This is a genomic window from Deltaproteobacteria bacterium (genome assembly GCA_016218975.1).
GTDB lineage: Bacteria > Desulfobacterota > Deferrimicrobia > Deferrimicrobiales > Deferrimicrobiaceae > JAENIX01.
Genome location: JACRCO010000013.1, coordinates 41,841 through 57,556 on the forward strand (window position 1 = coordinate 41,841; position 15,716 = coordinate 57,556).

A 15,716-nucleotide genomic window follows, 5' to 3' on the forward strand; every position below is an offset into this window, starting at 1 on the left:
AGCACCCCGTCTAATTCATACGTGATTCCGGGGGAAGGGAGCGGGGAGATCATGAAACGCAAATCCTTGCTGTTCGCCGCAATACTGATGGCCCTTTGGGCCGCGGGGTGGCCGAACCCGGCGGTGTCCGCCGAAAAAGACGCCGAAGAAGAGGGATTTTCGGCATATTCGGTGGCCCGGCTGAAAGTCTTCGAAGGGACGGCTTGGGTGCGCATGCCCGATTCCGGAGAGTGGGAGGAGTACACCACCAACACGCCGGTGCCTGAACGCGCACGCGTCAGCGTCCCCGGGAAATCCGAAGCCGAGCTCCAGTTCCACGGGGGCCAGTACGTGCTTCTGACGGGCGGCACGGAGGTGGACGTCAAGAAGTTCGATGAAGGCGGAACCTCGTTCCGTCTCCGCTCCGGAGAGATCCGGTTCGACCTTCCCGCCGAGGATTTTTCGCCCGTTAACGTGGCATTGCACGGAGGAAAGACGAGTTTCAACGTGCCGGGGCGCTACTGGCTTAGTGTGGGCGAGGACGGAGAGACGCGCCTCGTGGTTCGCGCAGGCGAAGGCGAAGTTACGGCAGAACACGGCAGTTACCGGGTGAGGGCCGGGGAGGAGGCCGCGATCGGGAAGGATGTTCGGATTTCCGCCTACCGGGGAGACGAAGAGGACAAGTACGAAGCTCCTCCTCCGATGACGGAAGAGGAACGGAAGGCCGAAGTTCCCCCCGCTGCCGCCTACGAACTGAGGGACTACGGCGAATGGGTGTACGCCGACGATTACGGGTACGTTTGGCGCCCCAGGGTCGTGGCGGGATGGTCACCGTATTTTTACGGCCGGTGGGTTTGGATATCCCCCTACGGCTGGACATGGGTTTCCTACGAACCGTGGGGCTGGTACCCGTATCACTTCGGCTGGTGGGTGAACGACCCGATCATCGGCTGGTGCTGGTCGCCGTACCGCTCGTTCGTTTCCGTGAGCTTCGGCTTCGGATCGTTCCGTTTCCGGCATTTCCACGGAAGGGCGTTCTTCTTCCCGGCTACGGTTCGCTTTGTGCGGGACGGAGGGTTCGTGCGCTGGGTGCCGCTTCGGCCTGGCGAGCGATTTGTCCGCCCGGGGTTCACCAGGAGCAACGCAAGGCTTGCGAGTTGGGAGCGGCCGATCCCCCGGGGGACTGTCTTTGTCCGAAACGCCAGGGACGGAAAGGGCCGGGAATGGAAGGGTTGGTCAGAAACCAGGAAGGGTCGCCATAAGGTCGTCGTTAGGGAAACCGATGCGCGGTCGCGCGGCGATGCCGTTCGCCGCGAAACCCCGCAGGTTCGCGACGAGCGGCGGGATGTAAAGACGCGATCGGAAAGGGGACGCCCGGAAGTGCAGGAGAGGCGGGAGCGTATGCAGCGCCGGGACATCGAAAGGAGGGAACGGCCGCCGCAGCGGGAATTCCGTGGCCGCGAAGGGCGTATTCCGGACGGCGGGATATCGCCGCGAAAGGATAGACCGGATACGGGCGCGTCTTTCCGAACGGACGGAGCGCGGGGACGTCGCGAGGGGACGGAAAACCGGATACGCTATCGGGAGATGAGGCCTCCCGCCCGTTTCGACACGCCTGCGCGGGAGGCTAAGCCGAAGGTGGTGGAGCCTCCCCCGTACCGTGGTGAGTTTCGGGATATCGCCCCTGGGCGTGACCCTGCGGCACGGCCTCAGATGCGGGAAATGGATGCCGGAAGAGGGCGCATGGACGGAGGGCACCCCGGAAGAGGGCAAGTCGAAAGAGGGCAAATGGAAAGAAGAAACATGGATCGAGGGAATGCCGATAGAGGAAGCCCCGCAAGGGAAGGCCCGGGAAGGGGAGGCGGCGGTCGTCGCTGATAAACGAACGTGTCCCGCAAAGTCCCATATTCAATGATTACTGCGTAGCCTCCCCTTGCTCCACGGGTTTTTCGGATTCCTTCGGCGTCACTTCCACTTCGATCACTTTGAGCCAGGGCCTTTTGGTGTCGTCGGTGAGGACCGTCGGGTCACCCGGCGTATTCCGTTGTTCCTCCGCCTTCAGGCTCACATCCGGAGGATCCTTTGCCGGGAACCGGACCGAAATTTCCGGCGGAGGCTCGGCGCGCCCCGCCTGCCGCGACTGCGTGCAGCCCGCCGTCATAAATATCGCAACGAGACATGACACCCCGGCAAGGACGATAGCCGCAATCCGTTTCATGGCCTCACCTCCCTTGCGGCAGCCGGCACGACGGGCCGCCGCCGATCGGCGGATTTGCGCCGGTGGATTTCCATGGCGAATCTTTCCGCTTCCTCAGCCGTGACGACGTCTCCCGCAATCGTCGCTTCCCGGACCTTCTTGAGGACCGCATCCATGCCAGGGCCTTCCGGTATCCCGATTTCCTTCAATCGCCGCCCCGACAGAAGCGCCGGCCGCCGGTCGGCCTCCCGCAGTACGAGATGGAAATCTCCCGTCTTGCGCCCTGCCGCCAGCGAAGCAGCTTCATATAGATGCAAAAGCTGCTCACGCATTTTCCACTTCGCGAAAACGGTTTCGATTCCGGCAAGGCGATTTTTCTCCCGGCGTATGCGGCGAAGCCGCTCCAGGTCCTCGAGAATCCGCGCTACGTTTCGCACTCCCGGGAAGTGAAGCCGCCTGGCGATCGCTTCCGTCCTGGGGAGGCGGAAGGAATGGGCCTTCCTCGCTTCGTGTTCGGCGATGTCCACGAGCAGATTGGCGAGCAGGACGGTTTCCGGCAGGGAGGGACCGACGCGTTCCCCAAGCAATGCGTACCTCCGCTTCATGCGTGCGAAGAGCCCGCGGCGAAGCAAGCGCGTTTCCGGCATAAGGATCTTGAAGATCCCCGAGCGGCGAAGATCCTCCACCGTGCCGGCCGGATCGGCGGAGAGGGATCGCAGGATCTCGTCGATAACGCGCACCCCGGGAATCGCGGGAAGCAGCTCCGGCGACGCGCGGCGTATGGCCGTCCAGGTTTTCCTCTCGATGGAGTATGCGGCCCGCTCGTTCTTCTGCCGGATGGCTCGCAAAATGCGAAGCGGATCCTCCCGGAACCTCGCTTCCGCTTCCCCCACGCTGCGGATAAGTTTGTTCCGCAGGTCCGCGATACCGCCGAAATAGTCCAGGACCGTTCCGTGCAGCCTTTCCCGTTCCGTCCTGAACGCGAAAAAAAGGCTGTTGATCGTGAAATCCCGCCGTGCGGCGTCCTCCCTGGCGCCGGCGCCTCTTGTGCGAGCCACGTCGATTTCTGCGACCGCCCATTCGGTCCATATCTTGTAAACGGGGAACGTCTTGCCGACGGGCATGATTCTTCGGATCCCGAGCGGACGGCGGGGAAGGGACTGCAGGAGAGCGCCAAGTTTCCCGAAGGAGAGGCCGGAGACCATCAGGTCGATGTCCTTCCCGGCGCGCCCCGCAATCATGTCGCGCACGATCCCGCCCGCGAGGTACGATTTCCCGCCCTCGTTTTCGACGGAGCGGCAGAAGGCCACAAGGAACCGCCGGAGAGGTTTGTTGCTCCGAATCCGGTTCAGCACCCGGACGGAAATCCGCTTCGATACCTGTATGGGATCAAGGGATTGCAATCCTGCGACCTCCGGACGCGGCGGACAATCGACGCGCCGCGTCAGCTCGACAATTCCTCGATTACCCGGTCCCCGGATTTATTCCTCGGCTATGAGAGCGAGAACGTTCATATGCATTCAGGATACCACCTGGTCACAGGAGTTTCTTCTCTTCCAGGTGCGCAACGATCCTGCGCGCCGCCTCGCCGGGATCTTCCGTGTCTCCCCGCACGACGAGTTCCGGCCGCAGCGGCGGCTCGTAACCGGCCTGGACCCCGGGTACGTTGAGCGCCTTTCCTTCGCGCGCCCTTCTGTAAATCCCCTTGGGGTCCCTTGCTTCGCACACCGAAAGGGGACAATCCACGTGCACTTCTATGAACCCGGGAATCTCGTTCCGCGCCCTGTCGCGGTATGCCCGCAGGTTGGCCGTCGCATCGAAGATCACGGATACTCCGTGCCCGACGAGAAGTCCGCCGATGTACGCCATCCCCGCATAAAACGCATCGCGCTCGGCATCGCCGTACCCGGGATTCGGGGTGAAGATCTTCCGCAGGGCGTCGGACTCGAGGACCGCGACGTTCACTCCGCGGGCGGCCAGTTCCACTTCCAGTTTTTCGGCAACGGTCGATTTGCCGGAGGAGGGCAGCCCCGTCAGCCACACGGCGAATGCTTTTCCCCCCGGCCGGTCACGCATTGCAGTAGGAATCGACGAGCGCCGGATCGAACGATCCGGCATCGAGGACCGCCTGCAGGAATGTGAACAGTTTCTTGCGGACGTCGTCGGAGAGGGTCGGATACCAAAGCGGGCTGGCCATGACAAGACACCGGAAGGCGTAAAAGGGCGCCGCCACTTCGAGGATTTCGACGTCGCCGCTTTTGCGGAGATAGCGATCCCAGAAACGGTTGAAAAGGGTCTCGAATGCTCCTTCGAGCCTGCCCGCCCGCTGCAGCGAGTAGAACAGGTAATTTCCCGTCAGGGAAGTGACGTCGTCGGCGGGGTCGCCCCATTCCCCGCGGGAGCGGTCCAGTACGCTGAAGTCGGTCCCTTCCCGGAAAAGAATGTTGAAGGGATGGAAATCTCCGTGGACGCGGCGCAGCCGGTGGGTGCGGCCTTTCAGGCGCCAACGCCAGTCGACGCAGCGGTGCTCGATCGACCGTAGAAGATCCGGCGTTATGAACCCGAGCCGCGGCGGGTAGCTGTCCACAAGTCCCATGATGCATTCGCCGTGGCCCAGGAGTTCCCTGATTCTCCGGGTGTACAGGCCCGGGTCAGGTCCCCGCACGCTGTGTACATCCACCAGGTAATCGCACAGGGCATCGGCCCTCGACAGGTCGAGGTCCGAAAGTCGTCCGCCGGATTGCAGACGAGCAAGGTCGTAAATGTATCCCTTCCCTTCGACGTACTCGTTGAGAAGGAAGAATTCTTTCGCATTCCCGAGGGAGAGCAGTGAACCTTCGGACAGGAAGGCCCCCACGTCGATCGACCGTGTATGGCGGGGTAGGCGCTTGAAGGCATCGTAGTCCCAAAGGAGCATCTGCGCGCGGTCGGACATGTGCTCGTGTCCGAAGGGTCCCTCGGAAACCGTCTCGAGCACGGCGTTGTACCGTTGCCCGCCCGTTTCGTACTCCACGAGGACCGGCGTCCCGTAACCGAAACCCTTGATGGCGCCCGTGGGGATCTGTTCGCCGAGGTGGGAAAGGCCCAGCACCTTCACCGGGGTTCCCAGAAGGTTCGAAAGGTAGCTTTCCAGCTTCTCCCGCGAGAGGTCGGGCATGCCGCCTCCTGGCCCTGTCTTAACTAACGGCGGCCGGGCTTGCTTTCCGTGGGCCCCGGGGGGATGGGGAAGGGCATGACGTTCGCCGTGGATGCGGCGAGGGCGACGATCTTGTTCACCCCCTCCTTTTCCACCTCGTCGATCCGCACAACCGCGGGGAGCGGAATGTAGGTGCGCTTGACGCCGGCGAATTCGGACTTGAGCTTTTCCTCCGAAGGGTCGACGAGAAGCCCTCCGCGGCTGCCGAATATGATGTCCTCCACCTCTACGAAGGCGAACAGCTCGCCCTGGCTTACCTTTCGCGCATACAGCTCGTAAAGGTTGTCCTGGTTCCGGAACAGGACGCGATAAATGGGTTTGGCTTTCATAGCGTTGGTCCCCGCAATTTTGTCGACAGGTAAAGTATATCAATCATTGCGTGCAATAATGAACAGAAAGGGGATGAGGTAGAGTTGCATGTACGGATGCATCCGCGAAGCGGCGGCCGGTTCATTCCTGATATTGCTGATGCTGGCGACGCTCCTGTTCGTCTGAATCACCGAGGAGGCGTGGCCGGCCGTGCCGCCGGCACAGGGATATTCACAAGTCACGAAATCGGAGTTCTTTTACCTGCCGAGCCGTTTCCTCCCGTAACCGATCAGTCCCGCCAGCCCGCTTCCAAACAGCATCAGGGTGCCGGGCTCGGGGACCGGGGCGGCTTCCGGCCAGGGATGCGCGAGATTGGTGGAGCGAAATTCCATACCGTCTCCAAGGTTGCCCACCAGCGACGCGAGACCGGAATCGATGTCGAGGAGGAACAGCCGGTATGAATCCCTGACGGTATACAGATTTCCTGCCTGGTCGAACTCTGCGCCGTAATCGAAGTAATCGCCGCCCAACTCGCCGACGATCTGCGCGACGCCCGGCTCGATCTCGATCGATTTCCAGTCGGCCACGAAACGGTATGAGGTAATGGAGAACCTGGTGGGGTCTATGATGGAAGTGTTCGCGGTGGAATAATATATCGACTCGATCCCATTAACCTTCATTTTCATGTACGTGGTGTCCCACCAGAACTCCAGCGTCACGTTTCCCGTGGAGAGCGATCCCGCGACGGAGGCGCTGCCGCCGGCCAGGACTCCGTTGACGTATTTCTCCACCCTTTGCGTATACCCGGAAGAACCGTACGTGGCATCCGTGACGTAGAATTTATACGAACTGCCGGAGTCGTTTTTTATTTCGAAGATGATCCTGCTTTGCCCGTCCCCGTTCTGGCTTATGTTGAAATTCAGTTTCGCGTATCCGCTCCTGGGGATTTCCATGGTCCTCTCGGCGGTCACGCTGGCGGGCTGCCAGGGAGAATCGTATCCATCCATCCTGATATAGCCGTTTCCGCCGTTGCTCACGTACGAATAGCCGGTGTTCCCGGATACCGTGGACCAGCCGTAGCTGCCTGCCGTATTCGCTGCCGCATGGGATTCGTTGACCACCGGCGTCGGGTTCGGATTTATTTTCAGAAGGTAATCGGGCATCGAATCGTTCGCCCAACCGGTCGTGGCGTAAAGCTTGTTATTTCCGAAATTCACGCCCATTCCGACGTGTTTGATGTTGACGTAGGAATCGCCGGCGGCCGCCGCAATCCCCGTGGCGGTATCGATCGTGTACAACTTGTCCGTAGCTCCCGTTATTCCGTACAGCATCGCAGTATCGGGCCCGTTCTTAACGAACGACATGCCGTTGATCAGGTTCGTATCCAGGCTGCTGTTCACACCCGCCGGTCCGATGTAATTTATCTGGCCGCCGGACAGATCTACGTTGTAAAGCCGTTTGTTCGCGGTGTCCCATCCGTACAGTTTGTTGTCCGGCCCGAATGCGATGGTATTCGTCATGAAACCGGGCGCCGCAGTGATGCCGGGGAGATGGAGGTCGAGCACTTTATCCTTTGCGACCTGGCCGGCGACGACGGAATTAGGGTCTATAGTCCACAATGACGTGCTGTAAACGGAATTCGATATCGAATAGAACTTCGTGGGGTTAATTTCAATTGCGTTGGAGATTCCCGCAAGGACCGACAGGATTGCCGCAATCAGTAATGCAACCCGTATTATCTTCATCGCTTGTCCCACCCCCCGGCGGTATTGTCATTGATGGATAAATGCATCATTGTGAAAATCTTCAATTATCGTGCCCATGACTGACGGATTTTATTTTTGCCAAGTATTTAAATATATTGATGTAATTGTAATCCTTACGGATTGGACACAAGGCGGGTGGGAAAAATTTCAGGAAAAATTATAACGCGTGGAAAATATTTTCCTATGCGGGCGAAGGCCTCGCGATCTTGAGTATCATCATGGGGCCGTCCGGCACAACCGCCCAGCGGGCGTGCGAACCGTGCTTTTCGATCAACCGCCGAACGCAGGAAACGATATCATTCACCGGCAGGAAATGGTATCTGCGCAGTTCTTCGGGATTGACGCCTTCCGAGTAGATCCAGACATTCCGGACCATCATCACCTGGTAGGTCTCCTGGGCGCACCACTGGTCAGGGATGAAGAATTCCTTCCGCATGAGCCTGCCCAGAAACGCTGCCGGTGAATCCACGCGCTCCAGAATCTCGCGGTACTCCGGGTTCCCGGCACCCTCCGCGCATCGGCTGGCTATCAGTATGTCGCCCCCGGTCTTCACGGCGGGGGCCGCGCCGGTGATCCCCTTTACGGTCTGGTATAGGTTGCAGTCCAGCGGCGCCCCGGCGTTGGTGGTGACGATGAAATCGAGAGGGGCATCCAGTTCCTTTACGCAGTGGCGCGCCAGGAATCGGCACCCCTCGATGTGCGCCTCCACCGGGTCGCCGGAGAAGACCCCGGTGACCCGCTTCGACGTGTCCAGCGTGACGTTGACGATGAAATCAGCCCCCGCCATTGCAAGAACTTCGAGCCCGGCTTCGTGGAAGGGGTTTCCATCGAGCTGCCCGTATTCGCATCCCGGGTGGGAGACCATTTCCGGCCCGTGCATGTATTGGACGGTGTCGAGCGCGGATATACCGGGGAGGATTGCCATCCTGCCCCCCGAATAGCCTGCCCACATATGCGGCTCGGGGGCGCGTTTTATAGTTGCGCTGTCATTGTTCAGCCGCCATGGAAGGGTCATGTTTTATTCCATTTTAATTATCGTGGCGGGCGATGGAAGAATACTGAACGGCGATCAATCGCCGAGTCCTGGGATTTGTGGAAAACATCGTCGAATTATGATATTGATTTATAGCGTCAAGGAATCCTTATCGATAGACGCAAGGAAAATCCGTTGAGGACATGCAGCAAAAAGTGAATTCCTGTTGATGGATGGATGAAGATGCGGAACGCGTCTTGCCGCATCCGTCACCATGTGCAGGGATCGCTGCGAAAAGCGGTGCTTCCCTTATCGGCTCTCCTCCTCATCATTATCCCCGTATGCGTCGATTCCGCGGACCATGCCGTCAAACCGGCCATGCAGGATATCCAGCTTGCGGCCGCGACCACGAAGGAAGAGCTCTTGCTCTTCTGGGAAGAGAAGGATTTGTACGTACAGTCCGCGACAAGGCACCCGAAACCGATTTCACGGGCCGCGGAGAATATAGCCGTCGTCACGGCGAAAGAGATAGAGGAGATGAACGCCCACTCCGTGGAAGAAATCCTGAACCGGGTCCCGGGTGTTTATGTCGATTTTCAGGGGCAGGATTTCAGCCCCGTGGGGCTGATACATATACAGGGGTCGATCCAGAGTGCGGAAGACCGGCATGTCGCCGTGTACCTGGACGGCGTACCGATGAACAATCTTTCCGGGGGCACCGCCGTCACCACGATGATTCCGGTCCGGATAATCGATCGGATCGAGATCGTAAAAGGCCCCGCTTCGTCGACATGGGGTTCCGCCCTGGGGGGCGTCGTAAATATCATCACGAAGGACCAGGGCGTCACCCGAACGCCGAAAGCGACGGTCAGCGCGTCCTACGGGGAAAAAAACTCGCAGGACTATAACGGGGAACTCTTCGGCCGGCCAGGCAGCGCCGGTTACTACCTGTTCGCGGGCTGGCAGGATTCGGACGGGCTGCGCGACCACCGGGCGACCGAGAAAAACAGGGCCTACGCCAAGGTCGGCGTTACCCCCTCACGTGATCTGGATCTTCTCTTCTCCGCGGGATACGGCGATCACTTCAGCGATAGCGGCGACAATCCGGTAATGCCGACACGTTCCGGCATAGACCTTTCCGTCCTTTTCGCGACCGGCTCCTTCAATTACCGCGTGTCCCCCCGAATGAGCCTGAAAGGCGCTCTCCATTATATTCGCCAGAAGTTCGACTCGTCGAGCTTCGTTCCCGCCACCGACCAGCTTCGGCGGGAGACGATCACCGACGACAGGACTTCGGGCGGTAATCTGAAACTCGTTCATGCAGGCGACAGGCACACGGTGGTGGCGGGAGCGGAATTCGGGCACGGAACGCTTCAGCAGACAATCCGTTACGGGCCCCAGTATCAATCGCCCCCCTACAATCAACCGTCATCGACCTTCGTCGAGCCCCGCGTCGATAAATGGGCGCTGTTCGTAAACGACACAATTGTCGCCGGCAGGCTTGCCGTCACTCCCGGCGTCCGGCTCGACCGCAACAACGTCAGCGGCACATTCCTGAGTCCAAGCATGGGCGCCACATTCTCCCTCGGCGAGCACACCGTGGCCCGCGCTTCCGTCGCCCGGGGGTTCACAGCGCCTCCACTGGTTTTTATCCTGGGCGGAGGGTTCTTCATCGAGCCTAACCCCGCGCTGGAACCGGAGCGGGTCTGGTCCTACCAGGCGGGGCTGGAATCGGCCGTCACGGAGCATGCGAACGTAAAGGTAACCCTTTTCCGGCATGAATCCACGAAGGAAATCGTAACGGAACGGGTCGCGTCCAGGCCGCCGTTCAAGGTCGCCGTGAACAGCGGCGAAGTCACGCGAAACGGCTATGAGATCGAGACGGAAACAGCGCCTTTCTACAATATTTCCCTTAAAGCAGCCCATGCCTACGTACGCGTCGAGTCGGATTCCACGCGGGATCCGAGGACCATTTACTCGTTTCACGCGGGCGTGATGTACGATGACAGGAAGCATCGAACGGCGCAGCTTGCAGGCACCTACGTCAATTGGGACGAACCGGCGGATTCAAGGGCGGTCTATGCGTTCCTGTGGGACTTCAACTTCATCGAAAGGATACGCGCGGCGGAAAGGACGAACATGGACCTTTTCCTGACCGTCCACAACGTGACCAACTCCGACGCATATTCTTTATACGTTTTTCCGAACCCGGGAAGGTGGGTCGAGGCCGGTTTGCGGCTCCGGTTCTGACGATATCCCATGATCGATCGTTATTCGATAATTGCCCTGGCGATCGCCTTTTTTCTGATTGGTCCGTTTGCCCTCGCGCCCGAGGCGGCGGATGTGATCGTCGTCGGCGATACGCAGTTGAAGCCGGTCGTGGAGATGATCGCGGGGATCCGTCAGACGTACGATTCTTCCTTCACGACGTATTCTCCCTCCGAAGTCCGGGGAAGGCTGCGGTCGATAACGGAGAAGGAGAAGGCGAAAGTAATCGTCGCGCTCGGAAAGGATGCGCTGGCGGACGCCCTGGGCCTGCCGTCCTCCACTCTCGTCATATATGACCTGGTCGTTACTCCGCCCGCCGTCAGCAGGCCGAACACCACGGGTTTTTACATGGGGACCCCCGTCAAGGAATACGTTGATCTCATCAACGAGCACCTTCACTCCATCAGGAAGATGGCGGTCGTCGGAACACGGGACCAGTTGAGCGTGCTCGACCGGGAGGAAAACCGAAAGGTCGTTTCCTACCGGGTGAAAAACGCGGGCGAATTCGTGGATACGCTGCGGCGGCTGGATTCCGCGGACGCCATACTGCTCCCTCCCGACATCTCCCTGTTGACGGCCACGGCGCTGGAGGAAGCGTATCTCCTTTCGTTCCGAAAGAAGATCCCTTTGCTGGGAATTTCGGAAAAGAACGTGCGGCAGGGGGCGCTGCTTGCCCTTGTGTTCGATCCCGCCAACGTCGGCCGCCGGATCGGCGAGTATGCCGCCAAGGCGGTCAAGGGAACGAATGTCGGGCAGGTTCCGCCGTCCCCGCCGCAGCGGTTCGACCTTTACCTGAACAGCGAAACCGCCAGGAAAATGGGAATTCAGCTCCCGATCGAGATCGTCCGGAAGGCGAAAAAAATATACCCGTGAACCTTACGTTCAAAATGAAGTCGATGGCGTTCGTGATGGCGATCCTCGTGGTCGTGTCGCTCGTCTACACCTACGAAACCATCAAGAACGAGAAGGAGATAACGAGGAACGAGATCATCAAGAGGGCGGAAACGATAACGACGCTGGCTACGAAAACCGGAGAGCTGCCGATACTTTCCGGGAATGCCGAGCTGCTGAAAAACACGCTGTCCTTCCTGCGAAGCGGTTCCGAAGTTTCCTCCTTCACCTTCTACGACAGCTCAATGAAAATGCTGGTCCATGACGGTCCGCCGCTTTTGCGCCCCGAACCCGACCCTTCCACGGACACCCCCGTTTCCATGATGGAAAACGAGGACGCTTTCGTCTTTTACGCTCCGATCTTCACCGAAAGGGAAGTGTCGGAAATCGACATGTTCCGGAAGGGCGATTCCACCGGCAAGGTGAAGGAAAAAATCGGATGGGTCCGCCTGGGATTTTCGAAGTCTTCCATGAAGGAAAACGAGCGGCGGATCGTCGCGAGAGGGCTGCTTCTTGCCGTCGCTTTCACTTCGGTCGGCTGCATCCTCGTGTACTTCCTTATAAGCATGGCCATGCGGCCGCTCGACAGGATCGTGAGCGTGGCGCACGGCATAGCGAAAGGGGACCTGAGCCAGGAAATCGACGTCGGGCGGCAGGACGAGATAGGGGCGCTGGCAGACGCTTTCCAGTCCATGAAAAACTCCATCCGCCGGGTATTGTGGGAAACGCACGGGCTCATCGGGTCGGTCCAGGCGGGACGCCTTGACCGGCGCGGCGAATCCGGGACCTTCGCGGGAGCATGGCGCGACCTCGTGGAGGGGATGAACAACCTTGCGGATACGTTTTCCGGTATCCATGCGGAGCTTAAGGAAGCCAAGGTGACCCTGGAGAATCGGGTCGAGGAGAGGACGGCGGAGCTTTTGGAATCGGAGTCGAAGTACCGCCACCTGATCGAAAACGCCGACGAGGCCATCTGCATCGTTCAGGATGAACGGATCAAGTTTCCGAACCCGGCCGCTGCGCGGATCTCCGGGTATTCGCCTGAAGAGCTGGGACGCATGCCGTTCACCGGCCTGGTCCACCCGGACGACAGGGAGATGGTCCGGGAAATGTACAGAAAGCGCCTGCGAGGGGAGGAAACCCCGGGCATCTTTTCCATTCGGGTGCGGAACAAGTCCGGAGAAGACCTGTGGGTGCAGGTCAACGCGGCGCCTATCGACTGGGAAGGGCGGGCGGCGGCGCTGACGTTCATAAGCGACATCACACGACAGAAGAAACTCGAATCCCAGCTTTTCTCGGCCCAGAAGATGGAATCGATCGGCAAGCTTGCGGGGGGGATCGCGCATGATTTCAACAACCTCCTTACCGCCATCATCGGCTATTGCGACCTGGCCTTGTTGCGGTTTACGGGGATAGAACCGCTGAGACACGATATCGAAGGAATCAGGAAGGCTTCCGAGCGTTGCGCCACGCTGACGCAGCAGCTTCTGGCCTTCAGCAGGAAGCAGATCCTCGTTCCGAAGGTCATCAACCTGAACACGGTCGTTGATGAGATGGACAAGATGCTGCGGAGGCTTATCGGCGAGGATATCGACCTGGTGACCCATCGGGACGAGAAGCTCGGCAATGTGAAGGCCGATCCGGGACAGATCGAACAGGTCATCGTTAATCTGACGGTCAATTCCCGCGACGCGATGCCCCGCGGCGGAAAGCTTACCGTCGAAACCGCGAACGTCGAGCTGGACGAAGCGTATACGGCGCTTCATGAAGGAATATCTCCGGGACCGTACGTCATGCTGGCCGTGAGCGACAACGGTGCGGGGATGGACGAAAAGACCCTGTCTCACATCTTCGAACCTTTCTTTACGACGAAGGAGACAGGTACCGGGCTTGGATTATCGACGGTCTACGGCATCGTCCGGCAGAGCGGCGGCAATATCTTCGTTTACAGCGAACCGGGGCTGGGGACGACCTTCAAGATCTACCTTCCCCGCGTGGATGAAAACGTATCCCCGGCGTTGCAGGCGGCGCAGGCGCCCGGGGAGCGGCGGGGAAGCGAAACCGTCCTGGTCGTGGAGGACGAGGAAATCGTCCGGCAGCTGGTGCAGGAGATCCTGGGAAAGAACGGCTACAAGGTGCTGACGGCCGGGAACGGGGAGGAAGCCCTGCGGGTCTGCGAGCGGCATCACGGGATCATCCACCTCATTCTGACCGACGTGGTGATGCTCGGGATGAGCGGAATGGAGGTCTCACGCCGGGTGGCGCACCGGAGGCCGGGCGTAAAGGCGCTGTACATGTCGGGTTATACGGACGACGCGATAGTGCAATACGGGGTGCTGGAGCCGGGGATCGATTTCGTCCAGAAACCGTTCACGGCCGACGCGCTGGCCCTCAAGGTCCGCGAAGTGCTGGACCGCCCGGCCGTCAGGTCCCGCTGAACCCTATCGGTGCAAATTTCTATCGAAGGAGGATTGGAGCCGACGGCCGGGATTGAACCGGCAACCTGCTGATTACGAATCAGCTGCTCTACCGTTGAGCTACGTCGGCCCGATTCGGGCAGGCTGCGAAAACGCAGCCCCATAGAGTATGGACTGCGCGTCCCGAAGTCAAGCGTGCTCGATCTGGTACTGCTCGATGTGCAGCTTGTCGGACGCGGAGATGTTCACCTTCATCCCGAAACGCGTCTCCAGCTTTTCGAGGAACTTGCGCTCCTCGCCGAACAGCTCCTCCGCAAGCCCCGGGTGCACGTGCAGAGATACCTGCTTCCCGGCGAGCAGAGAGCCCTGGCGCTCCAGCGCCCGGAAAATCTCGTAGCAGATCGTCTTCTTCGACTTGATCACGCCTTCCCCGGAGCAGTAGGGGCACGCCTCCGACAGCGACCGGGCCAGGCTCTCGCGCACGCGCTTCCGGGTCATTTCCACCAGCCCAAGCTCCGATATCTTGCAGATGGTCGTCTTGCTCCTGTCGGCCCGCAGCGTTTCCACCAGCGCCTGGTACACCTTTTCCCGGTTCTCCTCGCTTTTCATGTCGATGAAATCGATGATGATGATACCGCCGATGTTCCGCAGGCGGAGCTGGTAGACGATCTCCTTTACCGCCTCAAGGTTGATCTTTACCGTCGTTTCCTCGAGCGAGGTACGGCCGACGTACTTCCCCGTGTTGACGTCGATCACGGTCAGCGCCTCGGTCTGTTCGATGACGATGTATCCGCCGCTCTTGAGCCAAACCTTCTTGTCGAGCGCCCGCGCCAGTTCGATCTCTATTCCGTAATGCTCGAATACCGGCTGCGGCCCGTCGTACAGCTCGATGCGGTCCTGGATGCGTGGGAAGAACTGGGCGGCGAACCCGCGGATCCGGGAGTGTTCCTCCTCGGAATCGACGACGATCCGGTCCATGTCCGCGGAGAACAGGTCCCTCACGGCGCGCAGCGAAAGGGATAACTCCCTGTGGACCGGCGCCGGGGCGTTGGACGCCTCGTTTTTTTTCCGGATCGATTCCCAGAGGCGGACGAGATAGTCGATATCCGCCTTGAGCTCTCCCTCCGTTTTACCTTCGGCGGCCGTGCGCACGATGGCGCCCATGCCCTCCGGGCGGACCTTTTCCACGAGCTTCGTGAGCCGTTCACGCTCTTCGGGGTCGTCGATACGGCGTGAAACACCGATGTGCGTCGACCAGGTCAGCAGCACGAGGTAGCGGCCGGGCAGCGTTATGTGGCTTGTGATCCGCGCCCCCTTGGTGCCGAGCGGCTCCTTCGCGACCTGTACAAGGATATGCTGCCCCTCGCGGATCAGCCCTTCGATGGGAGGGAGGAAGTGCTCCTGCGGATAGCGGGCTTCCCTGATGCCTATGTCTTCCGCCAGGGACGTCTCGTCGCTCCCGTCGGAATCGAATTCGAGCTGCGGCGTCACGAAGTCTCCGGCGAACAGGAAGCCCGCCTTGTCCATGCCGATGTCGACGAATGCGGCCTGCATCCCGGGAAGGACGCGGATGACCTTGCCCTTGTAGATGTTCCCCACGATGTTCTGGTCGCTCTTGCGCTCGACGAGGAGCTCGACGAGGATACCGGATTCCAGGGTCGCCACCCGCGTCTCGTACGGGGCTGCGTTCACCACGATTAGCTTGTTTGCCTTCTGCACC

12 protein-coding genes and 1 tRNA gene are annotated in these 15,716 nt (G+C 60.0%); 4 read left to right on the forward strand and 9 right to left on the reverse strand.

The genetic code is table 11. The annotated features are described in order from the left end of the window. Window positions 1–51 precede the first annotated feature (51 nt). Entirely contained in the window at window positions 52–1,857 is a 1,806-nt protein-coding gene (locus HY896_01945) for a hypothetical protein (GenBank protein MBI5575107.1), read from the forward strand. Between the two features lie 37 nt (window positions 1,858–1,894). Here the strand turns inward: HY896_01945 and HY896_01950 are convergent, their stop codons facing one another. The 7 genes from HY896_01950 to HY896_01980 all read right to left on the reverse strand — a co-directional run bounded on the left by HY896_01950 (window position 1,895) and on the right by HY896_01980 (window position 8,372). Beyond that, a complete protein-coding gene (locus tag HY896_01950) occupies window positions 1,895–2,197 on the reverse strand; it encodes a hypothetical protein (GenBank protein ID MBI5575108.1) in 303 nt (100 codons plus the stop codon). Next, complete coding sequence (locus HY896_01955; protein MBI5575109.1) at window positions 2,194–3,579, reverse strand: CCA tRNA nucleotidyltransferase; 1,386 nt, start codon at window positions 3,577–3,579, stop codon at window positions 2,194–2,196. The genes HY896_01950 and HY896_01955 overlap by 4 nt, the downstream gene beginning before the upstream one ends. 133 nt (window positions 3,580–3,712) lie before the next feature. After that, a complete protein-coding gene (locus HY896_01960) occupies window positions 3,713–4,294 on the reverse strand; it encodes an adenylyl-sulfate kinase (GenBank protein ID MBI5575110.1) in 582 nt (193 codons plus the stop codon). Then, window positions 4,245–5,333, reverse strand: coding sequence for a phosphotransferase (locus HY896_01965; protein ID MBI5575111.1), 1,089 nt, complete (start codon window positions 5,331–5,333; stop codon window positions 4,245–4,247). Before HY896_01965 ends, HY896_01960 begins: the two co-directional genes overlap by 50 nt. Window positions 5,334–5,356: 23 nt before the next feature. After that, window positions 5,357–5,701, reverse strand: a complete 345-nt coding sequence (locus tag HY896_01970; protein MBI5575112.1) for a DUF1820 family protein — start codon at window positions 5,699–5,701, stop codon at window positions 5,357–5,359. Between the two features lie 237 nt (window positions 5,702–5,938). Further along, complete coding sequence (locus HY896_01975) at window positions 5,939–6,367, reverse strand: PEP-CTERM sorting domain-containing protein (protein MBI5575113.1); 429 nt, start codon at window positions 6,365–6,367, stop codon at window positions 5,939–5,941. A gap of 1,261 nt (window positions 6,368–7,628) precedes the next feature. Beyond that, window positions 7,629–8,372, reverse strand: a complete 744-nt coding sequence (locus HY896_01980) for a hypothetical protein (protein ID MBI5575114.1) — start codon at window positions 8,370–8,372, stop codon at window positions 7,629–7,631. A 291-nt stretch (window positions 8,373–8,663) separates the two neighbouring features. Between HY896_01980 and HY896_01985 the strand changes: the two genes are divergently transcribed. From HY896_01985 to HY896_01995, 3 genes are read left to right on the forward strand one after another with little or no spacing between them, the layout of a single operon-like run. Then, window positions 8,664–10,670, forward strand: coding sequence for a TonB-dependent receptor (locus tag HY896_01985; GenBank protein ID MBI5575115.1), 2,007 nt, complete (start codon window positions 8,664–8,666; stop codon window positions 10,668–10,670). Between the two features lie 9 nt (window positions 10,671–10,679). Then, window positions 10,680–11,561, forward strand: coding sequence for a hypothetical protein (locus HY896_01990; GenBank protein MBI5575116.1), 882 nt, complete (start codon window positions 10,680–10,682; stop codon window positions 11,559–11,561). Next, on the forward strand, window positions 11,558–14,017 hold the full coding sequence (locus HY896_01995) for a PAS domain S-box protein (GenBank protein MBI5575117.1): 2,460 nt from the start codon (window positions 11,558–11,560) through the stop codon (window positions 14,015–14,017). The genes HY896_01990 and HY896_01995 overlap by 4 nt, the downstream gene beginning before the upstream one ends. A 34-nt stretch (window positions 14,018–14,051) precedes the next feature. Here the strand turns inward: HY896_01995 and HY896_02000 are convergent. Continuing rightward, window positions 14,052–14,126, reverse strand: a tRNA-Thr gene (locus HY896_02000). 59 nt (window positions 14,127–14,185) lie between these two features. After that, entirely contained in the window at window positions 14,186–15,715 is a 1,530-nt protein-coding gene (locus HY896_02005) for an Rne/Rng family ribonuclease (protein ID MBI5575118.1), read from the reverse strand. Between the last annotated feature and the right edge of the window lies 1 nt (window position 15,716).